Source organism: Amorphus orientalis (assembly GCF_030814015.1).
Taxonomy (GTDB): domain Bacteria; phylum Pseudomonadota; class Alphaproteobacteria; order Rhizobiales; family Amorphaceae; genus Amorphus; species Amorphus orientalis.
Genome location: NZ_JAUSUL010000002.1, coordinates 883,130 through 906,753 on the forward strand (window position 1 = coordinate 883,130; position 23,624 = coordinate 906,753).

A 23,624-nucleotide genomic window follows, 5' to 3' on the forward strand; every position below is an offset into this window, starting at 1 on the left:
TGCGCCTTATGGAAGGAGAACCGTGGTGCCGGTGGTGCGGCGGTTCTCCAGATCGGAATGGGCCCGCGCCGCATCCTGGAGCGGATATTCCTGGTTCACCTGAATGGTGACCGCGCCGGAAGCGACGACATCGAAGAGATCATTGGCCGTCTCTTCCAGGTCCGCACGCTTTGCGATGTAGGTGAACAGGGTCGGGCGGGTACAGAAAAGCGACCCCTTCTGGCTCAGGAGCTGGAGATCGAAGTCGGTGATGGGGCCGGAAGACTGGCCGAACGGCGCCCAGAGACCGAGCGGACGGATACAGTCCAGGGTGCCTGGATAAGTGTCGCGGCCAACGGAGTCATAGGCGACATCCACGCCCTCGCCATCGGTCAGTTCCTTGACGCGGTCGACGAAGTTCTCGGTGCGGTAGTTGATCACGTGGGTGTAGCCGTTCGCCCTGGCGATATCGGCCTTCTCTTCCGAGCCGACCGTCCCGATGATCGTGGCCCCGAGATGCTTCGCCCACTGTCCGGCAATCAGCCCGACGCCGCCGGCGGCGGCGTGAAACAGGATCTTCGTGTCCGCCGTCACCGGATACGTCCGGCGCAGGAGATAGCGCGCGGTCATGCCCTTCAGCATCATCGCGGCCGCCGTCTTTTCGGGAATTGCGTCCGGGATCTTGACCAGCTGGCCGGCCTCGATCAGCCGCTCTTCGGCGTAGGCGCCTAGGGCACCCGTATAGGCGACACGGTCGCCCACGGCGAGATCGGTGACGTCGGAGCCGACGGCCTCGACCACACCGGCGCCCTCGTTGCCGGGCACGAACGGCAGTCCGTTCGGCGCCTTGTAGAGGCCGGAGCGGAAATAGGTGTCGATGAAATTCAGGCCGATGGCCGTGTGGCGCAGCCGCACCTGCGTCGGTCCGGGCTGTCCGACGTCGATATCCTGCCAGCTCAGGACATCCGGTCCCCCGGTTTCGTTGACGACGATCGCCTTGGTCATTCGACCCTCCTCCGTTGCCGCCCGCAACAGGTCTTCTCTACCGGTTCGGGGCTCACTGTTCGTCGCCTGCGCCCGCCGTCAGCCGTTTGCGCCGGCGCAGGATGTTCAGGACCTCCACCAGCGCGGAGAAGGCCATGGCAAAATAGATGTACGCGCGCGGAATGTGGAAGCCGAGCCCGTCCGCGATCAGTGCCATGCCGATCAGGAGCAGGAAGGACAGCGCGAGCATCTTCGTGGTTGGATGCTGCTTGATGAACGTGGCGACCGGTCCGGACGCAATGAACATGATCCCGATCGAGATGACGACGGCGGCGATCATGACCTCCACATGCTGGGCCATACCCACTGCCGTGATGATCGAATCGACCGAGAATACCAGATCGATCAGCAGGATCTGCACGATGACCGACCAGAAGCCGGGAGGCGCCTTCTTCGCGCCGTGCTCGCCTTCCTCCCCTTCGATGCCGGCGTGGATTTCCAGCGTCCCCTTGACGAGAAGGAATGCGCCGCCGGCCAGCAGGATGATGTCGCGCCAGGAGAAGGCCTCGCCGAACAGGGAGAAGAGCGGCTGCGTGAGCCCGATGATCCAGGAGATCACGAGCAGAAGCAGGATGCGGAAGACCAGGGCCAGCGACAACCCGATCTTTCGGGCGGAATCGGCCTGAGCCTGTGGAAGGCGCGACACCAGGACGGAGATGAAGACGATGTTGTCGATGCCCAGGACGATCTCCATCACCGTCAAGGTGACGAGGCTCGCCCAGATCTGAGGATCCGCGATCCATTCCATGCGCTCTGCCCTTATCCGCGACCGGTGTCTAACCCAACTCGCTAACGGACCAAACCCCGTTGCGGTTCGTCTCCCGAAGCACCCGGTGTCGCGAACAGTGACGAGAGGTCCCCATATCGGGAACCTGGCTTGTCGGCTCGACCCGGCGGATGTCCGCCCGGACGGCGCCTAGCCGATGCCGAGCAGCAGTCGTCCCGGCTGGGAGATCAGCACAAGGAGGGCGCCCCACACGACGAGACCGGTGCCGACCGCCCGTGGAAGCACCATGCCCGAGGTGACCTTTTCCGCGACCATCAGGATCGCCAGAACGGCCATCCAGACGACGTTCATGATGCCCACGGCAAACATGACGACCATGAGCGCCCAGCAGCACCCGAGACAGTAGAGTCCCTCCTCCAGGCCGACCCGGTAGGCCGACCGCGCCCGGATCTGCCACCGGACCGCGGCTTGCGAGACGGGAGCCCGGCATCGCCCTAGGCAGGCCTGCTTGGCGGGCGTGAACTGATAGAGCCCCGCCGCCAGCAGCGTCATTCCCGCCAGCGCGGGAGCCAGCGGCGTCATCGCCGGCGACAGCGTGCCGACGAAGACGAGAGCGATCTGGGCGGCGCAGGCCACGACCGCAAAGCCCGTCCAGACGCTCACGTAGCCGGCCGAAAGGGCGACCAGACGCTGGGCCTTTCTCTTCGACGGTTCCAGGTCTCTCAGGGCAGATGAATAGGCCTGTATCATGGGCGCTGCCGACGGAAGCATCATGGCGAAGACCATCGCGATCCACATGGCCAGCGTGACGGCGAGCGCCTGGGGATCGAGACCGGTGGCAAGCGTCACCGGAACGCAGAGCGCCTCCATGAAGGCGGGAACCGGCGCGCCGAATGCGAGCAGGTTCATGCCCGGCCCAAGCGCGCCACGCGGACCGTCGGGAACCGCGAGCACGGTCATTGTCAGATAGATCCAACCGAGCGCCGCCACGCCGGCAACCGCGATCAGCACCGCACCGTGCCGAGACGCGCCTGTATGATGCACGTCCGTTCCCGTCGGCTTTTGGCCGGCAGGACGCGGTGTTTCAGGGTGAGCCTTGAGCTCGGAACGCGCCATTGGACCTCGTCCAGATCGATCCGGTCGGCTCACGTAAACAGGGCATCTGCCTTCGCACAAGCCGCCGGACCGTCCCGTGATGCCGCACCCCCTTGGCGGTCGCCGCCCGCGACCACATGATCTATAGATCACAACACGGACAGTGCGCGTCCACCGCAGGAATGGAGCCGTCACATGGTCAGTGATGCAGAACCGGTCGACCATCAGATCGCCGTCGTTGGAGCCGGTCCTGCCGGGCTGACGGCTGCGCTTCTTCTCCGGTCTCAGGGGTTCGACGTCACGCTGGTCGGTCCACGACCAGCGGGCGATCCGCGGACCACGGCCCTCCTGACCGGGTCGGTGAACGTGCTGGCCGCGGCCGGAGCCTGGAGCCGGGCAGAAGATCATGCCGCACCGATGCGCACTATGCGGATCGTCGATGCCACGGACCGGCTGGTCCGGTCTCCGGAGGCCGCCTTCCAGGCAGGCGAGATCGGGCTCGAGGCGTTCGGATTCAACATCGAGAACGACGCGCTGAATCGGGCCCTGATCGAGACCGCCGAAGCGGCGGACCTGCCGTGGATCGAGGCCCCGGTCGAAAGCGCCGAAACGGCCGGCGGTCGCATCGTGATGTCCGCCGGCGGCAAACGGGTCTCCGCCCTCCTCGCTGTCGCTGCCGACGGTGCGCGCTCCTTCATGCGGGAGGCCGTGGGGATCGGGACCCGTTCCTGGACCTATCCCCAGCAGGCGCTGGTCACGATCTTCGGACACACTCTGTCCCACAACGACACCTCGACCGAGTTCCATACACGGTCGGGTCCGTTCACCGTCGTGCCGTTGCAGGGTCGGCGCTCGAGCCTTGTCTGGGTCGTGCATCCGGACGAAGCCCCGTGGCTGGAGCGGATGACGGACGGCGAGCTGGCCCGCGAGATCGAGATCCGGACACACCGCCTGCTGGGCCGGGTCACGGTGGAAGCGACGCGCGGACTCCTGCCGCTGTCGGGGATGGTGGCGCGCAAGCTGGCCGACGAGCGAGTCGCGCTCGTAGGTGAAGCCGCACACCGGTTTCCGCCGATCGGCGCCCAGGGCCTCAATCTCGGATTCCGCGACATCGCCGGTCTTGCAGAGGTTCTGGTTCAGGCCCGCGATCGCGGCGCGGATCCCGGCAGCGATGCGACGCTGTCGGCTTATGCCCGCCGCCGGCGCGCCGATGTGGAAAGCCGAACGCTTGCGGTCGATCTTCTCAACCGCTCGCTCCTCAGCGACTTCGTCCCGGTTTCAGCGGCCCGCGGCATCGGATTGTTCGCCGCCACGGCCATCGGCCCGCTCCGGCGCTTCGTGATGCGGGAAGGGCTGGCGCCGGCGATCGGGGCGCCGCGGCTCGTCCGGGGGCTTCCGCTCTAGCCGCACAGATCTGGCCGGTCGGTCAGAAGATGTGGAACGGCAGGAGGTCGTGGGTGACGAGGTAGAGAAGCGCCGTGACGGTCGCGACCGACACCACCGTCCCGATCAGGACAGCAGCCGACGCGCGTTCGACATAGACCTGATACTGGCTCGCCAGCACGAAGGCGTTGGTCGCAGGCGGAAGCCCGGCCATCAGCACGGCTGTCGCCATCCACAGCGGATCGATGTCCCCGACCCATCCCAGAACGAGGAAAATGACGAGCGGATGCACCACGAGCTTGATTGCCAGCAGGGCCGGAAGTTCGGGCGGAACCCGGTGCAGCGGCCGGCTGGAAACCGTTACTCCGATCGCGAACAGCGCGCAGGGTGCTGCGGCTCCGCGCAGCATCGTCAGAAGGCGGTCCAGGGCGTCGGGAGGCTGGAATTCGAAGGCCGCCGCAGCAATTCCAGCGAGCGTGGCCAGGATGAAAGGGTGCGTGAAGATCCGCTTCACGATCATGGCCGCGGTCCGCAGCGCGCTCTGTCCTTCCTTGGCCGCCACGGCCATCAGGATGGGAACGATAATGAACAGCAGCGCGCTGTCGAAGCAGAAGATCAGCGCGGTCGGCACGGTAGCGGCCGGACCGAGAGCGGCAAGGGTCAGGCCCGGTCCGAGATAGCCGACGTTCGAGTAGGAGCCGATGATCCCCTGGATGGTGGCAACCGGAACATCGCCGCGTGATCGCGCAATGCCGACCGCGAATGCGAGCACGAACATGACGAACGTGACCAGCGTCGTGGACGCGATGAAGCTCCAGCTCCCGATCTGTTCGATCGGCGTCTCCGACAGGAGCTGGAAAAACAGCGCCGGCAGAGCGAGATAGATGACGAAGAAATTGAGCCAGGCGAGACCGTCTGCGGGGAGCTTGCTGATCTTTCCGGCGCCGTAGCCGAGAAAGATCAGCCCGAAGAACGGAAAGGCCAGGGAAAGAACGTCTTGCATGAACGACCCGCGCCGGACGATGCGACCCTGTCGATACGCGTCGCGCGGGCGCGTCGGTCGCATCCGGTGATTCTCACGGCGAACCTAGAGCCTTTTCGGACGTGTTGAAAATGTCTGCATGACAGGCGAAGGCTGACCGGGACCGGCCGCGACAGGGCTCGTTCGATGTGAGAAAGCTCCCTGCGTCGGACCGAAGCCTGCATCTATGCCGTCGTCGAAGCCGCAGCGGTCCAATTTCCAACCCGGACGGGGTCCAGGTGTCGCAGTCGAAATTCTATCCCGGCCATCTCGGCGTCGCACGCATGTGGCTGGAATATATCGGGCTCAGGGTGGTGGTCGCCCCGCTCCGTCTCCTGCCGATAGATCGCGCGTCCGCCGTGAGCGGCCGGCTGTGGCGCTGGATCGCCCCGTTCACCCACCGGCATCGGCGGGTGCAGGAGCATCTCGGCTACGCCTTTCCCGAACTGAGTGCGGAAGAACGCGAGCGGATCGCGCGCGGTAGCTGGGAAAATCTCGGCCGCGTCTTCGCAGAGGGCCAGCATCTCGGCCAGCTCGTTTCCGACGCCGACCGGTTCGAACTGCCGGCGGGTCTGGACCGGTACCGGCGCATCGCCCGCAACGGATGCGTGTTCGTGTCGCTGCATCTGGGCAACTGGGAAGTCGCCGCCCTGCCCGCCCTCGGCAAGGACATCGATATCGCCGGCACCTATCAGCCGATCCAGAACCCGCTGGTCGAGCGCTACCTCAAGGCGATGCGCGCGCCGCTCTATGGTGGCGGGCTGCACGCCAAGGGCCCTGCCACGGCCCGGCGGCTGACGATCCTCGCCAGATCCGGCGGCGCGGTGGGTTTCCTTGCGGATCTGCGCGAGCGACGGGGCGTGCGCGTGGTCTTCTTCGACCGTCCGGCCTACGCCAATCCCTTTCCCGCCGCCCTGGCCCGCCGTCACGGTCTGCCCATCGTCGCGGGCTGCATGGTGCGAACCGGCGGCGTTCACTTCCGCCTCGAGCTCAAGGTCGTCGAGGTTCCGCAAAGCGACGACCGGGACAGGGATGCTGCGGAGGCGACCCAGGCGATCCACGAGGTGTTCGAGCACTGGATCCGGATCACGCCGGAGCAGTGGATGTGGGCCCACCGGAAGTGGGCGCTCAGGGCCGGCGACGAGCCGAGTTAGCGGCCTGCTCCACAGGCCTTTGTGCTCGCTGGGCAGAGGGGCTTGTGTCGCATTGCAGCATCGGCATGATCTGCAGGCGTAACGTGTCGGCCAGCGGCGCTGTGACCTGTGCGTTCAGATGCCGCGCCCCTACCGTTTCCATGAGGAGGTTCACCGTGAAATCCCCGCGCAGCTTTTTCGAGCCCCTCGCCGTGGGCGCTCCCGAGCCCTATCGCACGCTTCCCGTCCGCCTCGAGCGGATGATCCATTTCGTGCCGCCCCACAACGAGAAGGTCCGGGCCAAGATCCCGGACCTCGCGGGCACGGTCGACGTGATCCTCGGAAATCTGGAAGACGCCATCCCCGCCGACCAGAAGGAGGCGGCTCGGCGCGGTTTCATCGAAATGGCCAAGGCGACCGACTTCGGTGACACGGGGCTTTGGACCCGGATCAACAGCCTCGACAGTCCCTGGGTTCTGGACGACGTGCTGGAGATCGTTCCCGCCGTTGGCGACAAGCTCGACGTGATCATGGTGCCCAAGGTCAACGGCCCCTGGGATATCCACTATTTCGACCGGCTCCTGGCGCAGCTCGAAGCCCGGCACGGCATCGGCAAGCCGATCCTGCTCCACGCCATCCTCGAAACCGCACAGGGGGTCGAGAACATTTCGGCGATCGCGCAGGCAAGCCCGCGCATGCACGGGATGAGCCTTGGGCCGGCCGACCTCGCTGCGTCCCGTGGCATGAAGACGACGCGTGTCGGCGGCGGGCATCCGCTCTACCGCGTGTTCGCCGATCCTTCCGACACCCAGGAGGCACGCCCTTCCTATCAGCAGGATCTCTGGCACTACACCATCGCCCGGATGGTCGACGCGTGCGTGGCAGCCGGCATCAAGGCGTTCTACGGACCGTTCGGCGATTTTCAGGATCCGGTCGCCTGCGAGGCGCAGTTCCAGAACGCGTTCCTGATGGGCTGCGATGGCGCGTGGTCGCTGCATCCCTCCCAGATCGATATCGCCAAGCGCGTGTTCAGCCCGGATCCCGACGAGGTCGCATTTGCCAAGAAAATCATCGACGCGATGCCCGATGGCAGCGGCGCGGTGATGATCGACGGCAAGATGCAGGACGACGCGACCTGGAAACAGGCGAAGGTCATCGTCGATCTGGCAAAGGCCGTTGCTTCGAAAGATCCCGACCAGGCCGCTGTCTACGGGCTTTAGAAACCGGGACGCAATTCTATATAGTTGCGGCAGAAAGACCGGTCGGATAGGAGGAGCGCCTCACAGGGCCCCGATATGAGTACAGAAGTCAGAACTGCGAAATTCCAGATTGGCCAAGTCGTCCGGCATCGGTTCCATCCGTTCCGCGGCGTGATCTTCGACGTCGATCCCACCTTCGACAATACGGAAGAATGGTGGCTGTCGATTCCCGAGGAGGTTCGCCCCTCGAAGGATCAGCCCTACTACCATCTCTTCGCGGAGAACGCGGAGACGGAGTATGTGGCCTACGTTTCCGAGCAGAATCTCGTGCCGGACGAGAGCGACGAGCCGATCCGTCACCCGCAGGTCGCCGAGGTGTTCGGCAATCGCCACGACGGCGTCTACGAGACCCGCGAAGCGCGGCGCCACTGACCGCACGGCGCCACTGACCGCGCGGGTCGCTCCCGCTGACTCGTCAACCCTTCGTCAGGGCGAGATCGGGCGACGGCCGAGCGGACACGATACCGAGCCTTGACCAGGCCCCTGGGGCCGGCCCCACTGTCGCCATTCCCATAAGACTGGAGGGGAATGGACCATGATTCGGACAGATCGGGTTTTGACGCCGTCGGAGGCGGCCAAGACCCTGGGTGTTTCGACCAAGGCGCTGCGGCTCTACGAAGCGCGTGGCCTGGTGACGCCCTCCCGAACGGCGGCCGGATGGCGGGCCTACGGACCGGAGGCTCTCCGACGCGCGGCGGAAATCGTCGAGCTGCGCGGCCTGGGTCTCCGCCTCGCGGACATCGCCCGACTGATCGACGCCGACCCGGCCACAAGACACGATCTCCTGTCCGCCCATCTCCGACGCCTCCAGCACCAGCGCGAAGACCTGCTTCTGTCGATCGGGCAGCTGCGGCACCATCTCGCGGCGCGGGCTGATGAGACCCGTTTGGATCCGGATCCCTGTTCAGGGCCGGCGGCGATCGCCTTCGACCTGCCCTGGCCATGGAATGGCGAACGATTCACGCTTCCGGTTCTTGGCGCCCTCACCTTCGTCGTGGGCCCGCTCGGGAGCGGCAAGACCCGACTGGCGCGGCTGATCTCCGAGCATCTGCCAGAGACCCGGTTCCTCCCGATGGAGCGGGTCAATGAAGAGCCTGCCGATCTCAGGGCTCGGCTCGCTGCCGTCCCGGCACTCCGATCCCGTGTGGCCGACAGTCTCGCTGCGCTGATCGCGGACGGGGCCGTGGCGAGCCACGCCATGGTCGCCCTCGTCGCCGGTCTGGAAGCGGATCCGGCGGCGACCGTCGTCATCGACACGGCCGAGCATCGTCTGGATGCGGCGAGCCAGAAGGCCCTCGCGCGGTTTCTGAGGGTCAGGATCTCTTCGGGGCGCCGGTTCGTGCTGCTGACCCGGTCGACCGCTCTTCTCGATCTGGATACGCTCGCGCCCGAAGCCACGATCCTGTTCTGCCCGGCGAACCACGACACGCCGATCGTCGTCCGCCCCTATCCCGAAGCAGCCGGTTACGAAGCCCTCAAGAGCTGCCTTGCCGCGCCCGAAGTCCGGGCCCGCACCGAAGGCGTCGTCGCCCGCAGGGCGTCCGCGCCGGCGTGAGCCGCGCCTGCCTCAGCCGCGCCCCACATCGACATAGGTAAAGCCGTGTCGCTCGACCTCGGCGCGCCGATAGACGTTGCGAAGGTCGACGAACACCGGGACCCGCACCAGCTCCTTGATCCGCGGCAGGTCGAGGGCGCGGTAGGCCTCCCACTCGGTGACGAGGACCACGGCGTCGGCGTCTTCCACGCAGGCATAGGCGGTGTCCGCATACTCGATATCGGGCATCACCCTGCGCGCCTGCTCCATGCCCTGGGGATCGTGTCCGCGTACCGTGGCGCCAGCCGCGCGCAGGGCGTTCGCTATCGCGATCGACGGGCTTTCCCGCATGTCGTCCGTGTTCGGCTTGAAGGTCAGGCCGAGGAGCGCGACCGTCTTGCCGGCGACCGACCCGCCGCAGGCCCGCAGCACCTTCTGGGCCATGGCCGCCTTTCGGGCCTCGTTCACGGTCACGACCGCTTCCACGATCCGGCTCGGCGTTTCGAACTCGCGCGCGGTTTCGACCAGGGCCCGCGTGTCCTTGGGAAAGCAGGAGCCACCGAAGCCGGGCCCGGCATGGAGAAACTTGGTGCCGATGCGATTGTCGAGGCCGATGCCGCGGGCGACTTCCTGGACGTTGGCGCCGGCCTTCTCGCAGAGATCCGCCATCTCGTTGATGAAGGTGATCTTCGTGGCCAGAAACGCGTTGGAGGCGTACTTGATCAGCTCGGCGGTTCGGCGGCCGGTGTAAATGACCGGCGCCTGGTTGACGAAGAGCGGCCGGTAGACCTCGCCCATGATCTCCTGGGCGCGTTCGTCCTCCACGCCGATGACGATCCGGTCCGGCCGCTTGAAATCCTCGATGGCCGCGCCTTCGCGCAGGAACTCCGGATTCGACACCACCGACACGTCCACGCCGGGCACCTCGTCGCGCATGATCCGTTCGACCGCGTCTCCGGTGCCGACCGGCACGGTCGATTTGGTCACCACCACCGTGTAGCCGGAAATGTTGCGGGCGACCTCGGCTGCGGCCGCATACACGTAGGACAGATCGGCCCGCCCGTCTCCGCGCCTCGACGGTGTACCCACGGCGATGAACACCACGTCCGCTTTGGCGACGGCCTCCGGCAATTCGGTCGTGAAGAACAGACGCTCCTCGTCCCGGTTGCGCACCACATGGTCCTCGAGGCCCGGCTCGAAGATCGGGATTTCGCCGCGGTTGAGACGGTCGACCTTGTCCGGGTCCGTGTCGACGCAGGTGACCACGTGTCCGAAGTCGGCGAAGCATGCGCCCGAGACGAGGCCGACATAGCCCGCGCCGATCATTGCGATGTGCATGGCAGGAGTCCGTGGCGGTTCGGAACAGGAACTGGCCCGGGCACTACGCCCCGGCCGATGCCTACTTGCCCGCCCGGGGCCTCAAGCGCAAGACGCCAATCCTGCGCATCTGCAATGCCCTCCGGCCGCAGCACTTGCCTGCGCGGCCGGCAATCAAGCCGGCTCGACTTCCTCTGCCTCGATCACCCAGGGTTCCATCGCGGCATCGTCGGTCCAGCGCTTCAGTTCCGGCATCGCAAGGACGGCGTCCATGTAGGCCCGGCTCGCCTCGGTGACGGTCCAACCGTAACGGTCGAGACGGGTCACCACCGGGGCGAACATGGCGTCGGCCGCCGAGAAGTCACCGAACAGGAAGGGGCCGGCGCCGGCGAAGCGCGCGCGACAATCCGACCAGAGCTGCTCGATCCGGCGAACCTCGTCGACTGCCGCCGCTCCGCCCCAGTCCTTGAACGGGAATCGCTTCCTGAGGTTCATCGGGCAGTATTCCCGGATCGCGGGAAAGCCGGAATGCATTTCCGCCGAGACCGAGCGCGCGATGGCACGGGCAAAGCTGTTGGACGGCCAGATGCCGGCATCCGGATAGCGTTCGGCCAGATACTCGACGATCGACAGGGTGTCCCAGATCGCGACGTCGCCGTCGATCAGGCACGGGACGCGGCCGGACGGCGAATGCCGCAGGATGCGTTCCTTGGTGTCCGCCTGGTCGAGGGGGATCAGGATCTCGTCGAAATCGATCCCGAAGCGGGTCATCACCAGCCAGGCCCTGAGCGACCAGCTCGAATAGGTCTTGTTGCCGATAACCAGGATCAAGCTCATGACGCGTCCTCTCCACCTTCTGCGCACGCAGCCATTGTCGGCACGTCGCCCGACGCCGTCCAATGGAGGTTCTTGATGGATCGAAGAAGGAATCGCGATGGGTCTGGACAAAACGTCGGGGCTGCGGTGCCGACGTGGCGCCTTGTCAGAATTCGACTTCGAGCTCGATGATCTCGTCGGGCTCGGCCAGTGCCCCTTCGGTCCATTCCTGCATCAGCGGCCACTCGAAGATCGTCTCGCAATAGGCCTGCTGCTCCGGTGCGAGATCGACGGCGTAGGTCCGGAACCGGGTGCAGACCGGCGCATACATGGCGTCGGCCATGGTCAGATCACCGAACAGGTAAGGGCCGCCATAGGTCTTGAGGCATTCCGACCAGATCGTCTTGATCCGCTCCACATCCGGCCGCGCGCCCGAGAATATCTTGAAGCGGTCGTGCCGGGCCTTGAGGTTCATCGGCAAGGCGGAGCGCAGATTGTAGAAACCGGAATGGATCTCCCCGGAAATCGCACGGCAATGGGCGCGGACCCCCTGATCCTTCGGAAGCAGGCCCGCTTCCGGAGCGATTTCCGCAAGGTATTCGGCGATCGCCAGCGTGTCCCACACCGTCACGCCGCCGTGAGTGAGCCGCGGCACGAGCACCGACGGCGACAGAAGCAGGAGTTCCTGGCGCGTGTCCGGATCGTCGATGTCGACGCGTTCTTCGGTGAAATCCAGTCCGGCCATCCGGCACAGAAGCCAGCCCCGGAGGGACCAGGACGAATAGTTCTTCGAAGAAATCGTCAGCTTCGCACCAGTCATCGCATCTATCGTTCCTGACTTGAGCCCGGATGTTGTCCGCTCTGCATGGGTTCGTCGCCGGCTTTCCGGATGGATCGTAGCCGGGACCGTTCCGCTTTGCGAGATGCAGGAATTGGACCGGTTCCCGCCGCGCGATGTCCATCTAGGGCCGCTGACGGAGCCGAAGCGGTGGACGCCGGCACATAATCCGCTCGCAACGCGGCAAAAATCACACTAGCCTTTCCGCAATGCAATATTGCAGGAGGTGAACGGAGCAGCCGATGCTTTACCAGACCTACCAGCTCCAGGATGATCTGATCGCTCCGTTTCGCGCGCTGGCGCGCAACGCGGTTTTTCCGGGGCTGTGGGGGGATTGGGGCCTCGCCGGCGAGCTTCGCCGTCGCTTGAGCGCGGGGCTGGAGATGCTGTCCCGCTTCGAGCTCTCCCATACACGGCCGGATTTCGGGATCGAGACGGTCATGGTCGGCAATCGCGACGTGCCCGTAACGCCCGAGATCGCGCTCGACCTTCCCTTCGGCCAGTTGCTCAAATTTTCCAAGGACATCGACAGCGAACAGCCCAAGGTGCTCGTCATCGCACCGCTCTCGGGACACTTCTCCACCCTGTTGCGCGGGACCGTCCATACGCTGCTCCAAGACCACGAGGTCTACATCACCGACTGGGTGAATGCGCGGGACGTGCCGCTGTCGGCCGGCCGGTTCGGTGTCGAGGACTATGTCGACTACATCATCCGCTTTCTGGAAGAGATCGGCCCGGGCGCACACATTCTGGCCGTCTGCCAGCCATGTGTGCAGGCGCTCGCCGCCGTAGCGGTGATGTCGGAGGACGAGCATCCCGCGACGCCGCGCTCCATGACGCTCATGGCCGGTCCGATCGACGTGGACGAGAGCCCCACGGCGGTCAACGAACTCGCCAAATCGAAGCCGCTCTCCTGGTTCGAAACCCAGGTGATCGCCCGCGTTCCCGACCGCTATCCCGGCGGCGGGCGCTGGGTCTATCCCGGCTTCATGCAGCTGACCGCCTTCATGGCGATGAACATGGACCGCCATCGCAGCCAGCACAGCAAGCTCTACGAGCATCTCGCCAAGGGCGAGACGGCCGAGGCCGAGAAGATCAAGTCGTTCTACGACGAGTATTTCGCCGTCCTGGATCTGGCGGCGGAGTTTTATGTCGAGACGATCGATCGGGTCTTCCAGCAGAACCAGCTCGCCAAGGGCACCTTCACCTATCGGGGTCGGAAGGTCGATCCGAGCGTGATCCGCAAGACCGCGTTGCTGACCGTGGAAGGCGGGCGCGACGACATCTGCGCGCTTGGGCAGACGGCGGCCGCCCACGACCTGTGCCGCTCGCTGCGCCCTCATCTGAAGCGCCATCATCTCCAGGCGAACGTCGGCCACTATGGCGTCTTCAACGGCAAGCGCTGGGACCGGGAGATCTATCCGGTCGTCCGCAATCTGATCCTGTCTATGGAATAGGCGCCGGCCGGAACACGTCGCCGAGCGAACCGAAGCGCCGGGACCGCTATCCGGTTTCGACACCGTTCGGCAGCGCGAATGCGATCTGGCGAAGGTCGGCGCGCAGCGTTTCCGGATCCGAGAGCGCCGCGTCGATCCCGGCGTGAACCCGCTTCCAGGTCGGAACCGCGGCGGCGAGCACCTCGAGGCCACCCGGAGTGAGCACCAGCAACCGGCTCCGCTTGTCGTTCGGGTTCGCCTTCCGCTCGACCAGGCCGCGGCGTTCCAGCGGCTTCAAAGCGGCGGTCAGCGTGGTCTGATCCATGGCGAGGACCTCGGCGACCGCTCCGATCGGCGGTGGTTCAGGCCGGTTCAGCGACATCAGCAGAGAAAACTGACCGTTGGTCAGGCCATACGGCTTCAACGCTTCGTCGAAAAGGCGCGCAAGCGCACGAGCGGCCCGCTGCGCGTGGAGACACAGGCACGTGTCGCGGACCAGCAGCGTGGTTTCGAACGGAACGGCGCGGGGCTTTGACATGCTCATATTATATTGATATCAATGTTTATATCAACGTCGGTTGGTCGCTGTTTGCGGGAGGAAGCGCTCATGACGTCTCATCGGGTTGTCTCTCGGGACGAATGGCTCGAGGCGCGCCGTGCGCTGCTTGAGCGGGAAAAGCAGGCCACTCGGCTGCGGGACGAGATCAATGCGGAGCGTCTGGCGCTTCCGTGGGTCCGGGTCGATGAGAGTTATGTGTTCGACACGCCGGCCGGAAAAGCCCGCCTCGCCGATCTCTTTGACGGCCGCAGCCAGTTGATCGTCTACCACTTCATGCTTGCGCCCGGCTGGCCGGCAGGCTGCGACGGGTGTTCGTTCCTGTGCGACCATCTCGACGGCGCACTCGTCCATCTCAATCATCATGACGTCACGTTGACCGCCGTTTCCCGTGCGTCGCTGCCGGAGATCGAGGCTTATAAGCGCCGTATGGGCTGGCGGTTTCCGTGGGTATCGTCGCATCCGAGCCGGTTCAACTACGACTTTGGCGTTTCGTTCGATGCCGATCAACGGGCGGCCGGCAGCGTTGTCTACAACTACCGCGACGAGCCCGTCGAAACGGCATTCGAAGAGCTCCCCGGGCTCAGCGCGTTCGCTCGTGACGAAGCCGGTGCCGTCTATCACACCTATTCCAGTTTCGCGCGCGGCTGCGAGGAACTGATCGGAACCCTGATGATCCTCGATCGCGCTCCGAAGGGGCGCAACGAAGGATCGACCATGGATTTCGTGCGTCGCCACGACGAATACGACGTGCCCCTGAAAACAGCCTGCCATGGGGCGGCGGCGACTTAGTGCTTTTCGAGGGCGACAACGCCGCAACCGACGGACGGACACCATGAACTTCGAGCGTTTGGCGGAACACAAGTGGCTCACGCAACTCGTCGGCGACTGGGAGGTCACGACGACCATGCCGAATGCCGAGCCGATGCCGCCGGGGACGGAAACCGTGCGGTCAGTCGGCGATTTCTGGGTGCTGGCGGAAGGGCGCGGCAGCATGCCGGACGGAAGCCCCGCCATGACATGCCTGACCCTCGGCTACGATCCGCGCATGAGGCACTTCGTCGGAACCTGGCTCGGATCGATGCTGCCGCACCTCTTCGTCTATCAGGGCACGCTGGACGCTGCCGCGAACCGGCTCGTTCTCGATTGTCAGGGGCCGGATTTCTCCGATCCCACCCGAGCGGCCAGCTATCGTGAGGTCGTCACCATTGTCGACGACACCCGACGCACGTTCGTCTCCTACCTCGAATCCCCCGAGGGCGACTGGGTGGAGATCATGCATGCCGACTACCGAAGGGTCTGATCGAAGCTGATCGGTCACCGCCGAACCTGAATGAACGTCCCCCCTCACCTTTTGGCCTCGATTGGAGACATACCCATGCACCAAGGTGATTTCGTCTGGTACGAGGTCATGACCTCGGACGTGCCCGCGGCTGCCGAGTTCTATTCCAAATCCGTTGGTTGGTCGGTATCCGACGCCGGCATGCCGGACATGACCTACAAGCTGCTCCAGGCCGGTGACGCGCCGATCGCGGGGATGATGGATCTGCCCCGCGAATATGCCGAGAACGGCGGCCGGCCCGCGTGGATGGGGTATCTCCTCGTCGACGATGTGGATGCGGCAGCGGCTGCCTTCGAGGCGGACGGCGGGACGGTCCACAAGCCTGGGGAGGACATCCCCGGCGTCGGACGCTTTGCGGCAGTTTCTGATCCGCTCGGTGCCGGGATCTGCCTCTTCCGCGGCAATGGGGAGCCGCCGGCGGGCCCTGCTCCGGGCAGCCCCGGGACGGTCGGTTGGCACGAACTCTACACCGAAGACGTCGAGAAGGCGTTCGCCTTCTATGCCAAGCACTTCGGCTGGGAGAAGCTCGGCGCTGTCGATATGGGCGAAATGGGCGACTACCTCCTTTTCGGGCGTGGCGAGACAATGATGGGCGGGATCATGAAGCGGCCTGCCAATGTTCCCGTGCCGTTCTGGGGCTTCTATTTCTGCGTGGATACCATCGACGCCGGCATGGGGCGCGTTGCGGACGCAGGCGGCCAGGTCGTCAACGGTCCCCACGAGGTGCCGGGTGGCGCGAAAATCGCCCAGTGTCTCGATCCGCAGGGGGCCTTTTTCTCCATCACGGCGATGAGCTGATCAAGCTGAATGGCAAGTCTGGTGCCCTTCGGCCGAATCGGCCGGAGGGCTAAGTTTTCAACGGATAATGAGCCGGCAAATGAAAATCTTTAGCCGAGTTCGGATTCTCCATATTCGAGCAGAATCGGCACGATCAGCTCCTCCTCGTCGGTGAGGTGGCGATCCAGCAACCGCTCAAGCCCGCTCAGATGGGTCAGAAATCGGCCGCTCGCGGTTGTCACCGCGTCATTGTCGGTTCCGCGGTGTGCCTGGAGCACACCGTTCGCCTGGTCCACAAAAGCCTTCAACTGGCCGTCCAGATCCTGATGGTCCCCGTCGAGAAGCTCGAATCCGCGGGCGAGACGAGGTTCCTTGGCGGTCAGCAGCGGGAAATAGTGGACGTCCTCGATATGGTGGTGTTCGTGCAGCTGCTGCACAAAGAACCCGCCATAGCGCGACAGCCGTTCCGCGAAGTCCTTCGGCGACAGGCGCTTGTCGAGGCTCGACTGGGTCGCCCCCTTCAATTCGCCCATGAGCTGCCGGAACATCAAGTGGCGCTGCAGCCAGAACTGGGTCAGCCCGCCCTGGGTGAGCTTGGCCTCCCAACTGTCGCGCGGATGCGCTTCCAGCAGCACCCGGACAGCATCGGGCAGCTTCTCACGGGTCTGCAGAGTGTCGCCTGTCATTCTTGTCCCAATCCGTCAGTTGTCTGTCCGAGGAGCAGACCGCTCCGACCTTTCGAAGGGCGCTCTGGCCGAACGGTCCGGGGTCTTCCGCATGTTGCGATCTCGGCGATGTGGTCTCTATGGTCAAGAAGCACGATGGAAGCGGATCGAGTCCATCGTGATTGAAAAATGAGAGACGGAGGAAACCGCGATGATGGCGCTGCCCTTTTTCGGAGTGCTCGTGGCCTGCGGCCTGGCGTGGATGAAGTTGAGGATGATCGCGGTCTGGGTGGTGATCGCAACCATCGCGCTGACCCTGTTCCTGTTCCGCTATCACGCGACTTCTGCCATCGACATAAATCTCTAGGGGGCGAACGTGCTTGGATCCATCGAACGCTCGCTGAATCTCGTCGGCCTTCTGGCAATCACCGCTGTGCTGATCGTCGCCCTCGGCGACCAGATCCTCTTTGGCGAACTCCCCTGCCCCTTGTGCATCCTCCAGCGCGTCGGCTTCACCCTCGTCGGTGCAGGCTTGATGCTCAATCTGGTTTGCGGGATCCGCTCCAGCCACTACGGCATCATGCTCCTGGGTGCGGCCGTTGGAGGTGCGATCGCACTTCGCCAGATCGCGCTCCATGTGGTGCCCGGCAGCGGCAGCTACGGCGACGCGATTTTCGGCTACCACTACTATAGCTGGGCCTTTTTCCTGTTCGGGCTGGTCGTGATCGGCGTTGCGGTTATGCTCTTCTTCGATCGGCAGTTCGGCAAGGCGGGCGGGCAGCGCTCGCGGCTCGCCGACATCGCCGTTGCGGCGTTTGCTGTCGTGGCGCTCGCCAACGGAGGGTCGACGCTTCTGGAATGTGGTGGCGGCTTCTGCCCCGACGATCCCCAGACTTACCAGTTGCTGGAAGGTGTCGGCTCCGGCGACCAGGGCGCCTCCGACCGGCAGCTTTGAGGCGCTCTGAGCCGTGAGTGTGCTGACAATTCGGTGATCGACCATCGGCCCCGAGACCGTCCGGCTCGGGGCCGGTGCGATTAAAGTGCAGGAATCGGGAAAATTCCGGTGGGACCGCGATCGAAGCCTCGCGGCGGCGCTGATTTTGCAGCGCCACAATTCACGTGTGTGGTAACGGCCAACACGTATAGATTCTCAAACTGCCCGAAGATGCTCAGACTCCTGGGACGCGGTGTCGCCCCCAGGACAAACAGGAATGTGATCTTAGCCGATGGGTGTGTTTCGACAGGTCCTGATCGTGGCGGTACTGGCCGGGCTTTCTCTGGCCGGCTACGAGGCCTACCGGACTTATGGGCTGCCCGGACAGGAAGCCGCCAACGGCCAGGGCGGCGGCCCTCCTCAGCGCGCGGTGTCGGTCGAGGTTGCCCCGGCGGACGTCGCCACGCTGACCCGTCAGGTGGAAGCGGTCGGCACCACCCGAGCCCTGAGGTCCATCGACATCGTGCCATCGGCCGAAGGCCGGATCACCGCCCTCCAGGTGCAAGCCGGTCAAGAGGTGGCGGACAACGCGGTCATCGCAACGATCGATGACGAGATCGAGACGGCAACCCTGAGCGAGGCCAAAGCAAGCCTTGAGGAAAAGACGCAGGCGCTCGAACGGGCCCGCACCCTGATCCGGTCCAACACCATCAGCCAGGCGAACCTGGAGCAGTTACGGTCGGAGTTCGCCATTGCCGAGGCCGCCCTGGCCCGTGCCGAACGGCGTCTCGCGGACCGGACGGTCCGCGCCCCGTTTTCCGGCGTCGTGGGGATCCTTTCCGTCGATCTTGGCGCACGCGTCGATACCGACACGGTCCTCACCACCCTCGACGATCTCAGCGAAGTCGAGATCGAGTTCCGTCTGCCGGAGACGGTGTACGGCCAGATCAGCCAGGATCAGAAGGTCGAGGCGACGAGTGCGGCCTTTCCCGATCGCGAGTTCGCCGGACGCGTCGTCGCGATCGACAGCCGGATCGATCAGGCCTCCCGGTCTTTCCGGGTGCGCGCTCGGATCCCCAATCCCGACCGGACCCTGCCGGTCGGAATGTTCATGCGGCTCGATCTGAGCCTGACCTCGCGCGAGGGTGTGGTGGTTCCGGAAGAGGCGCTGCTGGTGCAGGGGCCGGCCACGTATCTGTTCGTGGTGGAGGACGGAACGGCCCACCGGCGCAAGGTGGAGACCGGCAAACGCCAGGATGGAACGGTCGAGATCACGGATGGCGTGGACGCCGGCGCCCTTGTGGTGTCGCGCGGAATCCAGTCGCTTCGCGACGGGGCACCGGTGCGCGTTCTGAATGACCCCGCGGACGCCTCGGCAAGTCCGAACGCCGCCGAGGTGCGATCGGAGGGGAAGCGCACCTGATGTCGATTTCCGATCTCGCCATCCGCCGGCCGGTTCTGGCCGCGGTCGTCAGCCTTCTGATCGTGGTGTTCGGCATCGGCGCGATGATGCAGATCCCCGTGCGCGAGCTTCCGGATATCGACACCGCGGTGGTGACCGTTCGCACCGACTACACCGGCGCGGCGCCTGAAATCGTGGATTCCGACATCACCGAAGTGATCGAAGGTTCGGTCGCGGGCATCGCCGGCGTCGACACGATCTCCTCGTCCAGCCGGCGCGGCCAGAGCCGTGTCCGGGTCGAGTTCGACATCGGCCGCGACATCGACGAAGCCGCCAACGACGTGCGCGACGCCGTGGCGCGCGTCCGCGCCGACCTCCCCGACGATGCCGACGAGCCTCAGGTGGTCAAAAGCGACGCCGACGGCGATCCGGTCATGCGGCTGGCCGTCACCAGTAACCGGATGAACGCCGCGGAAATGACCGACTATGTCGACCGCTACGTTCTCGACCGGCTGGCGACCGTGCCGGGCGTCGCGTCGATCGACATGTACGGAGATCGTCCGTTCGCCGTGCGGGTCTGGCTGGACCGACGGGCCATGGCCGCGCGCAATCTGACCGTCGCCGATATCGATGCCGCGCTCAAACGCGCCAATGTCGAGCTGCCGGCTGGCGAGATCGAGACGGCTTCGCGCCAGTTCACGGTCCGGCTCGACAGCCGCATCCCCACCGTCGAGGCGTTCCGGGACGTGGTGGTGGACCGGGTCGCAGGCTATCCGATCCGTCTGGACGACGTCGCCCGGGTCGTGGCCGGCGTCGAAACCGATGACAGCATCGTACGGAACAATGGCGAGACAGCCGTCGGACTGGCCGTCGTGCGGCAGAGCCAGTCGAACACCATCGCCATCTCCAACGGCATCCGCGCGGAGATCGAGGCGCTCCGGCCAACTCTTCCGGACGGCATGAATATCGAGGTGTCTTCGGACGACGCGATATTCGTCGCCGCCTCCATCCGCGAAGTGGTCACCGCGCTGGGAATCTCGCTCGTCCTGGTGGTCTTCGTGATCCTGGTCTTCCTGATGTCCTGGCGGGCGACGCTCGTGCCGGCCATCACCATCCCGATCGCCCTCATCGGCACCTTTATCCTGATCGGCGCGCTCGGCTTTTCCATCAACGTCCTGACCCTGCTGGCATTGCTCCTGGCGATCGGTCTTGTCGTGGACGACGCCATCGTGGTGCTGGAAAACATCGAACGGCGCATCGGTATGGGCGAGAGCCCGCTGGTGGCCGCCACGCTCGGAACGCGGCAGGTGACGTTCGCCGTCATCGCCACGTCGCTCACCCTGGTTGCCGTCTTCGTGCCGCTCTCCTTCCTGCAGGGCCAGGTCGGCAAGCTGTTCGTCGAGTTCGGTCTCGTGATGTCTGGGGCGGTGCTGATCTCTACCTTCGTGGCGCTGACCGCCTGTCCGGCGCTTGCGTCCCGTGTTCTGAAAGCGCGGCGCGGCGCCACCAGCCCGAATGGCGCGAACGAACCCGCGGCGGAACCGAAGGTCCTGGCAGCCTTCCGCCAGTTCCTGACCTTCTGTCTGCGGATCCCGCTGGTCGTCATTGCTGTTGCGCTGGCCGTCGCCGGACTGGGCGCAGTCGTCTTTCTCTCGCTTCCCCAGGAGCTGACGCCCAGCGAGGACCGGGGCGTGGTGTTCGTTCCCCTGTCCGCCCCGCAGGGCAGCACCATCGAGTTCACCGACCAGGCCGCGCAACAGGTGGAGAAAATCGTCCAGCCGCTGAAGGACACCGGGGATGTGGAGACCATCTTCACCTACACCGGCAGCTGGAACCGGCCCCATCGCGCCTTCGTGGTGCTTCGGCTGGCCGACTGGAGCGAGCGCGAGAAAAGCCACCAGGACGTGGTCCGGGCGATGGCGAGGGAAATGGGATCCGTGACGTCGGCGCGCGGCTTCCCTGTGGCGCCCGCCGGGCTCGGACTGCGCGGCAGCCGGACCCCGCTCAGGATTGTGGTCTCGGGTCCGGATTTCGACAGCGTCAAGCTGTGGGCCAACCAGCTCCTCGAACGGGCCGAACAGAATCCGGGCCTGCGCAATCTGGAGCTGGACTACGAAGAGAACCAGCCGCAGTTCAACGTGTCCGTCGACCGGATGCGCGCGGACGACCTGGGCGTCTCCGTCGAGACGATCGCAAGCACGCTCCAGACCCTGCTCGCCTCGCGCCAGGCCACGACCTTCGTCCACCGCGGCCGCGAGTACCCGGTCCTGCTCCAGGCCGCCGAGACGGACCGGAGTTCCGCCGCCGACATCGATTTCATCTTCATTCGGGCCGGCGACGGGGAATCCCTCGTACCGCTCTCCGCGCTGGTCGATGTCGGCGAAGGTGCGGCGGCGTCCGAGCTCAACCGCTACAACCGCCTCCCCTCCATCCAGATCGAAGGCGCGCTCGCGGAGGGCTATTCCCTGGGCGAAGCCATCACCTTCATGGAGGAAGCGGCCGCCGAAACGCTGCCGGCGGAAGCGCGCATCGGGCTTGCCGGCCAGTCGCAGCAGTTCAAGGAGACCTCCAGCGGTGTCCTCTTCACCTTCGCCCTGGCCCTTCTGATCGTGTTTCTCGTGCTGGCGGCCCAGTTCGAGAGCTTCGTCCATCCCTTCGTGATCATGCTGACGGTTCCGCTCGGGGTGGCGGGAGCCGTGTTCTCGCTGTCGCTGGCGGGCCTCAGCCTGAACATCTACAGCCAGATCGGCATGATCCTGCTGATCGGACTGATGGCGAAGAACGGCATCCTGATCGTCGAATTCGCCAACCAGCTGCGCGACGAAGGAATGTCCGTGCGCGACGCGGTCGTCGAAGCGACCACGCTGCGGCTGCGTCCGATCGTCATGACGGTGGTATCAACCGTGTTCGGCGCGATTCCGCTGATCCTCGCCACCGGCGCCGGGGCCGAAAGCCGCGTCGCGATCGGCACCGTGATCGCCGGCGGCCTGCTGGTCGCGGGCGTTCTCACGCTGCTGCTGACCCCGGTCCTTTACGACCTCCTCGCCCGGTTCACCCGTCCGCGCTCGGCGACCGAGAAGGCGCTGGAGGCGGAACTGGCGGAGATCGAGCGGGGCCGGTCGGCCGGTACACAAGCCTGACGCCACGAGCCGGCAGCGGCCTCGCTCAGGCACGCATACGTCGCGACAACCCTACGGATTGGCCCGGCGTCGGCGCAGCGGCCACGTCGGTTCGCGGAAATGATCCGTCAGCGTGTCGGCGACGCCGAGGATCAGGGCGAACAGCGCCATTCGCACCGGCACGCCGTTGTCGGTCTGGCGGAAGATGGCCAGGTTCGGGAGACCGTCCAGATCCGTGGACAGCTCTCCGAAGACCTCGTCTCGCGGCAGCGGATGCAGGATCACCGCGTGCTCGGGTGCGTGACGACGGAAGCTCGCGGCGTCGAGGCGAAGGCGCTCGGCGGCTTCGCGGACCTGCGGATCGATCTGGAAACGCTCGCTCTGATAGCGCGTGGCGTAGACGACGTCGGCGCCGGCCAGCCCCTCGTCCAGCGTCCGGAAGACCTTGACCTGATGGCCGCGGTTGCGGGCGATGTCGGCGTACTGATCCGGCATGGACAGGGCCTCGGGCGAGACCAGATGGAAGGTCAGGCCTTCGAACACCGACATCAACGCGATCAGGGAATGGGTCGTCCGGCCGTAGCGCAGATCGCCGAGGATGACGATCGTCGCACCGTCGATGGTTCTGCCCGACGCCTTCAGCTCCTTGGAGATCGTGAAGAAGTCGGTGAGCGCCTGGGTCGGGTGCTCCGCCTCCCCGTCCCCGCCGTTGATGACAGGCACGAGGGCGCCGCCGGCGATGATGCGGGCCGCCTCCGGCGTCGGATGCCGGACCACGATCACGTCGGCGTAACCGGAGACCACCCGCGCCGTGTCGTAGAGCGACTCGCCCTTCACGATGGCCGTCGTTTCGAGACCTGAAGTGTCGAGGACCGTGCCGCCGAGCCGCGAGAAGGCGGTTCCGAAGGAAATCCGGGTGCGGGTGCTGGGCTCGAAGAACAGGTTCGCCATTACCGCGCCTTCCAGGGCCCGGCAGACGACTTCGCCGCGAGCCACCGGCTCTAGGGCTTCGGCGACCTTGGTCAGCCGGGTCAGGTCGTCCCGGTCGAACTGGCGGGCGGATAGAACGTCGTAACCGAGATCGAGCATGAGGCCTCCGAAGGCGGTGCGGCGAGCCCGTCGGGTCGCCTTCGGAGGCGGACACTGCCGCGAAACCGGCGGCCGATCAACGCGTTCGGCAGCCGGATGATCGATTACCCACGATCAATCGACCAGGCCCGGGCCGGAGCCCGGACCAGCTGGACGCA

Annotated in this window: 23 protein-coding genes; 13 read left to right on the forward strand and 10 right to left on the reverse strand. The window is 65.4% G+C overall.

Annotated elements, in window-relative coordinates; genetic code table 11:
- Positions 1–6 precede the first annotated feature (6 nt).
- From J2S73_RS11890 to J2S73_RS11900, 3 genes are all read right to left on the reverse strand, one after another.
- Positions 7–984 carry a quinone oxidoreductase family protein gene (locus J2S73_RS11890; RefSeq protein ID WP_306885753.1) on the reverse strand — a complete coding sequence of 326 codons (978 nt, stop codon included), beginning with the start codon at positions 982–984 and terminating at the stop codon, positions 7–9.
- Positions 985–1,036: 52 nt separating this feature from the next.
- Positions 1,037–1,771, reverse strand: coding sequence for a TerC family protein (locus J2S73_RS11895; protein WP_306885754.1), 735 nt, complete (start codon positions 1,769–1,771; stop codon positions 1,037–1,039).
- A gap of 168 nt (positions 1,772–1,939) precedes the next feature.
- On the reverse strand, positions 1,940–2,794 hold the full coding sequence (locus tag J2S73_RS11900) for a DUF2182 domain-containing protein (protein ID WP_306885755.1): 855 nt from the start codon (positions 2,792–2,794) through the stop codon (positions 1,940–1,942).
- 246 nt (positions 2,795–3,040) lie between these two features.
- Between J2S73_RS11900 and J2S73_RS11905 the strand changes: the two genes are divergently transcribed.
- A complete protein-coding gene (locus J2S73_RS11905; RefSeq protein WP_306885756.1) occupies positions 3,041–4,249 on the forward strand; it encodes a UbiH/UbiF family hydroxylase in 1,209 nt (402 codons plus the stop codon).
- A gap of 22 nt (positions 4,250–4,271) precedes the next feature.
- Here the strand turns inward: J2S73_RS11905 and J2S73_RS11910 are convergent, their stop codons facing one another.
- Positions 4,272–5,231, reverse strand: coding sequence for an AEC family transporter (locus J2S73_RS11910; RefSeq protein WP_306885757.1), 960 nt, complete (start codon positions 5,229–5,231; stop codon positions 4,272–4,274).
- A gap of 257 nt (positions 5,232–5,488) precedes the next feature.
- Between J2S73_RS11910 and J2S73_RS11915 the strand changes: the two genes are divergently transcribed.
- From J2S73_RS11915 to J2S73_RS11930, 4 genes are all read left to right on the forward strand, one after another.
- Positions 5,489–6,403 carry a lysophospholipid acyltransferase family protein gene (locus tag J2S73_RS11915; protein ID WP_306885758.1) on the forward strand — a complete coding sequence of 305 codons (915 nt, stop codon included), beginning with the start codon at positions 5,489–5,491 and terminating at the stop codon, positions 6,401–6,403.
- Between the two features lie 155 nt (positions 6,404–6,558).
- The gene (locus J2S73_RS11920; protein WP_306885759.1) at positions 6,559–7,602 is read left to right on the forward strand and encodes an HpcH/HpaI aldolase/citrate lyase family protein; all 1,044 of its coding nucleotides are present in this window, start codon (positions 6,559–6,561) and stop codon (positions 7,600–7,602) included.
- 75 nt (positions 7,603–7,677) lie between these two features.
- Complete coding sequence (gene hspQ, locus J2S73_RS11925; RefSeq protein ID WP_306885760.1) at positions 7,678–8,013, forward strand: heat shock protein HspQ; 336 nt, start codon at positions 7,678–7,680, stop codon at positions 8,011–8,013.
- Between the two features lie 163 nt (positions 8,014–8,176).
- Positions 8,177–9,196 (forward strand): MerR family transcriptional regulator, encoded by a 1,020-nt coding sequence (locus J2S73_RS11930; protein ID WP_306885761.1) that lies wholly within the window; start codon positions 8,177–8,179, stop codon positions 9,194–9,196.
- A 12-nt stretch (positions 9,197–9,208) separates the two neighbouring features.
- Here J2S73_RS11930 and J2S73_RS11935 read toward each other — a convergent pair whose 3' ends face one another.
- The 3 genes from J2S73_RS11935 to J2S73_RS11945 all read right to left on the reverse strand — a co-directional run bounded on the left by J2S73_RS11935 (position 9,209) and on the right by J2S73_RS11945 (position 12,128).
- On the reverse strand, positions 9,209–10,513 hold the full coding sequence (locus J2S73_RS11935; protein WP_306885762.1) for a UDP-glucose dehydrogenase family protein: 1,305 nt from the start codon (positions 10,511–10,513) through the stop codon (positions 9,209–9,211).
- Between the two features lie 153 nt (positions 10,514–10,666).
- Complete coding sequence (locus J2S73_RS11940) at positions 10,667–11,329, reverse strand: glutathione S-transferase family protein (RefSeq protein WP_306885763.1); 663 nt, start codon at positions 11,327–11,329, stop codon at positions 10,667–10,669.
- A gap of 145 nt (positions 11,330–11,474) precedes the next feature.
- Positions 11,475–12,128, reverse strand: a complete 654-nt coding sequence (locus J2S73_RS11945) for a glutathione S-transferase family protein (protein ID WP_306885764.1) — start codon at positions 12,126–12,128, stop codon at positions 11,475–11,477.
- A gap of 260 nt (positions 12,129–12,388) precedes the next feature.
- Between J2S73_RS11945 and J2S73_RS11950 the strand changes: the two genes are divergently transcribed.
- Positions 12,389–13,603: a polyhydroxyalkanoate depolymerase gene (locus J2S73_RS11950; RefSeq protein WP_306885765.1), complete on the forward strand. Its 1,215-nt coding sequence runs from the start codon at positions 12,389–12,391 to the stop codon at positions 13,601–13,603.
- Between the two features lie 46 nt (positions 13,604–13,649).
- On the opposite strand, the gene J2S73_RS11955 is transcribed toward J2S73_RS11950, so the two are convergent.
- A complete protein-coding gene (locus tag J2S73_RS11955; protein WP_306885766.1) occupies positions 13,650–14,120 on the reverse strand; it encodes a MarR family winged helix-turn-helix transcriptional regulator in 471 nt (156 codons plus the stop codon).
- Between the two features lie 69 nt (positions 14,121–14,189).
- On the opposite strand from J2S73_RS11955, the gene J2S73_RS11960 reads away from it, so the two are divergent.
- The 3 genes from J2S73_RS11960 (at position 14,190) to J2S73_RS11970 (ending at position 16,278) form a co-directional block, all read left to right on the forward strand.
- Complete coding sequence (locus J2S73_RS11960; protein WP_306886309.1) at positions 14,190–14,930, forward strand: DUF899 domain-containing protein; 741 nt, start codon at positions 14,190–14,192, stop codon at positions 14,928–14,930.
- A 43-nt stretch (positions 14,931–14,973) separates the two neighbouring features.
- Positions 14,974–15,441 carry a DUF1579 domain-containing protein gene (locus tag J2S73_RS11965; protein WP_306885767.1) on the forward strand — a complete coding sequence of 156 codons (468 nt, stop codon included), beginning with the start codon at positions 14,974–14,976 and terminating at the stop codon, positions 15,439–15,441.
- Positions 15,442–15,516: 75 nt separating this feature from the next.
- The gene (locus J2S73_RS11970; RefSeq protein ID WP_306885768.1) at positions 15,517–16,278 is read left to right on the forward strand and encodes a VOC family protein; all 762 of its coding nucleotides are present in this window, start codon (positions 15,517–15,519) and stop codon (positions 16,276–16,278) included.
- An 89-nt stretch (positions 16,279–16,367) separates the two neighbouring features.
- Here the strand turns inward: J2S73_RS11970 and J2S73_RS11975 are convergent, their stop codons facing one another.
- A complete protein-coding gene (locus J2S73_RS11975) occupies positions 16,368–16,943 on the reverse strand; it encodes a hemerythrin domain-containing protein (protein WP_306885770.1) in 576 nt (191 codons plus the stop codon).
- A gap of 190 nt (positions 16,944–17,133) precedes the next feature.
- Here J2S73_RS11975 and J2S73_RS11980 point away from each other — a divergent pair, with 190 nt between their 5' ends.
- The 4 genes from J2S73_RS11980 (at position 17,134) to J2S73_RS11995 (ending at position 22,398) form a co-directional block, all read left to right on the forward strand.
- Positions 17,134–17,289 (forward strand): DUF5993 family protein, encoded by a 156-nt coding sequence (locus tag J2S73_RS11980; RefSeq protein WP_306885771.1) that lies wholly within the window; start codon positions 17,134–17,136, stop codon positions 17,287–17,289.
- 9 nt (positions 17,290–17,298) lie between these two features.
- The gene (locus J2S73_RS11985) at positions 17,299–17,877 is read left to right on the forward strand and encodes a disulfide bond formation protein B (RefSeq protein ID WP_306885772.1); all 579 of its coding nucleotides are present in this window, start codon (positions 17,299–17,301) and stop codon (positions 17,875–17,877) included.
- 271 nt (positions 17,878–18,148) lie between these two features.
- Positions 18,149–19,279 carry an efflux RND transporter periplasmic adaptor subunit gene (locus J2S73_RS11990; RefSeq protein WP_306885773.1) on the forward strand — a complete coding sequence of 377 codons (1,131 nt, stop codon included), beginning with the start codon at positions 18,149–18,151 and terminating at the stop codon, positions 19,277–19,279.
- Positions 19,279–22,398 (forward strand): efflux RND transporter permease subunit, encoded by a 3,120-nt coding sequence (locus J2S73_RS11995; RefSeq protein ID WP_306885774.1) that lies wholly within the window; start codon positions 19,279–19,281, stop codon positions 22,396–22,398. The genes J2S73_RS11990 and J2S73_RS11995 overlap by 1 nt, the downstream gene beginning before the upstream one ends.
- Positions 22,399–22,449: 51 nt before the next feature.
- On the opposite strand, the gene pyrB is transcribed toward J2S73_RS11995, so the two are convergent.
- The gene (gene pyrB / locus J2S73_RS12000) at positions 22,450–23,466 is read right to left on the reverse strand and encodes an aspartate carbamoyltransferase (protein WP_306885775.1); all 1,017 of its coding nucleotides are present in this window, start codon (positions 23,464–23,466) and stop codon (positions 22,450–22,452) included.
- Between the last annotated feature and the right edge of the window lie 158 nt (positions 23,467–23,624).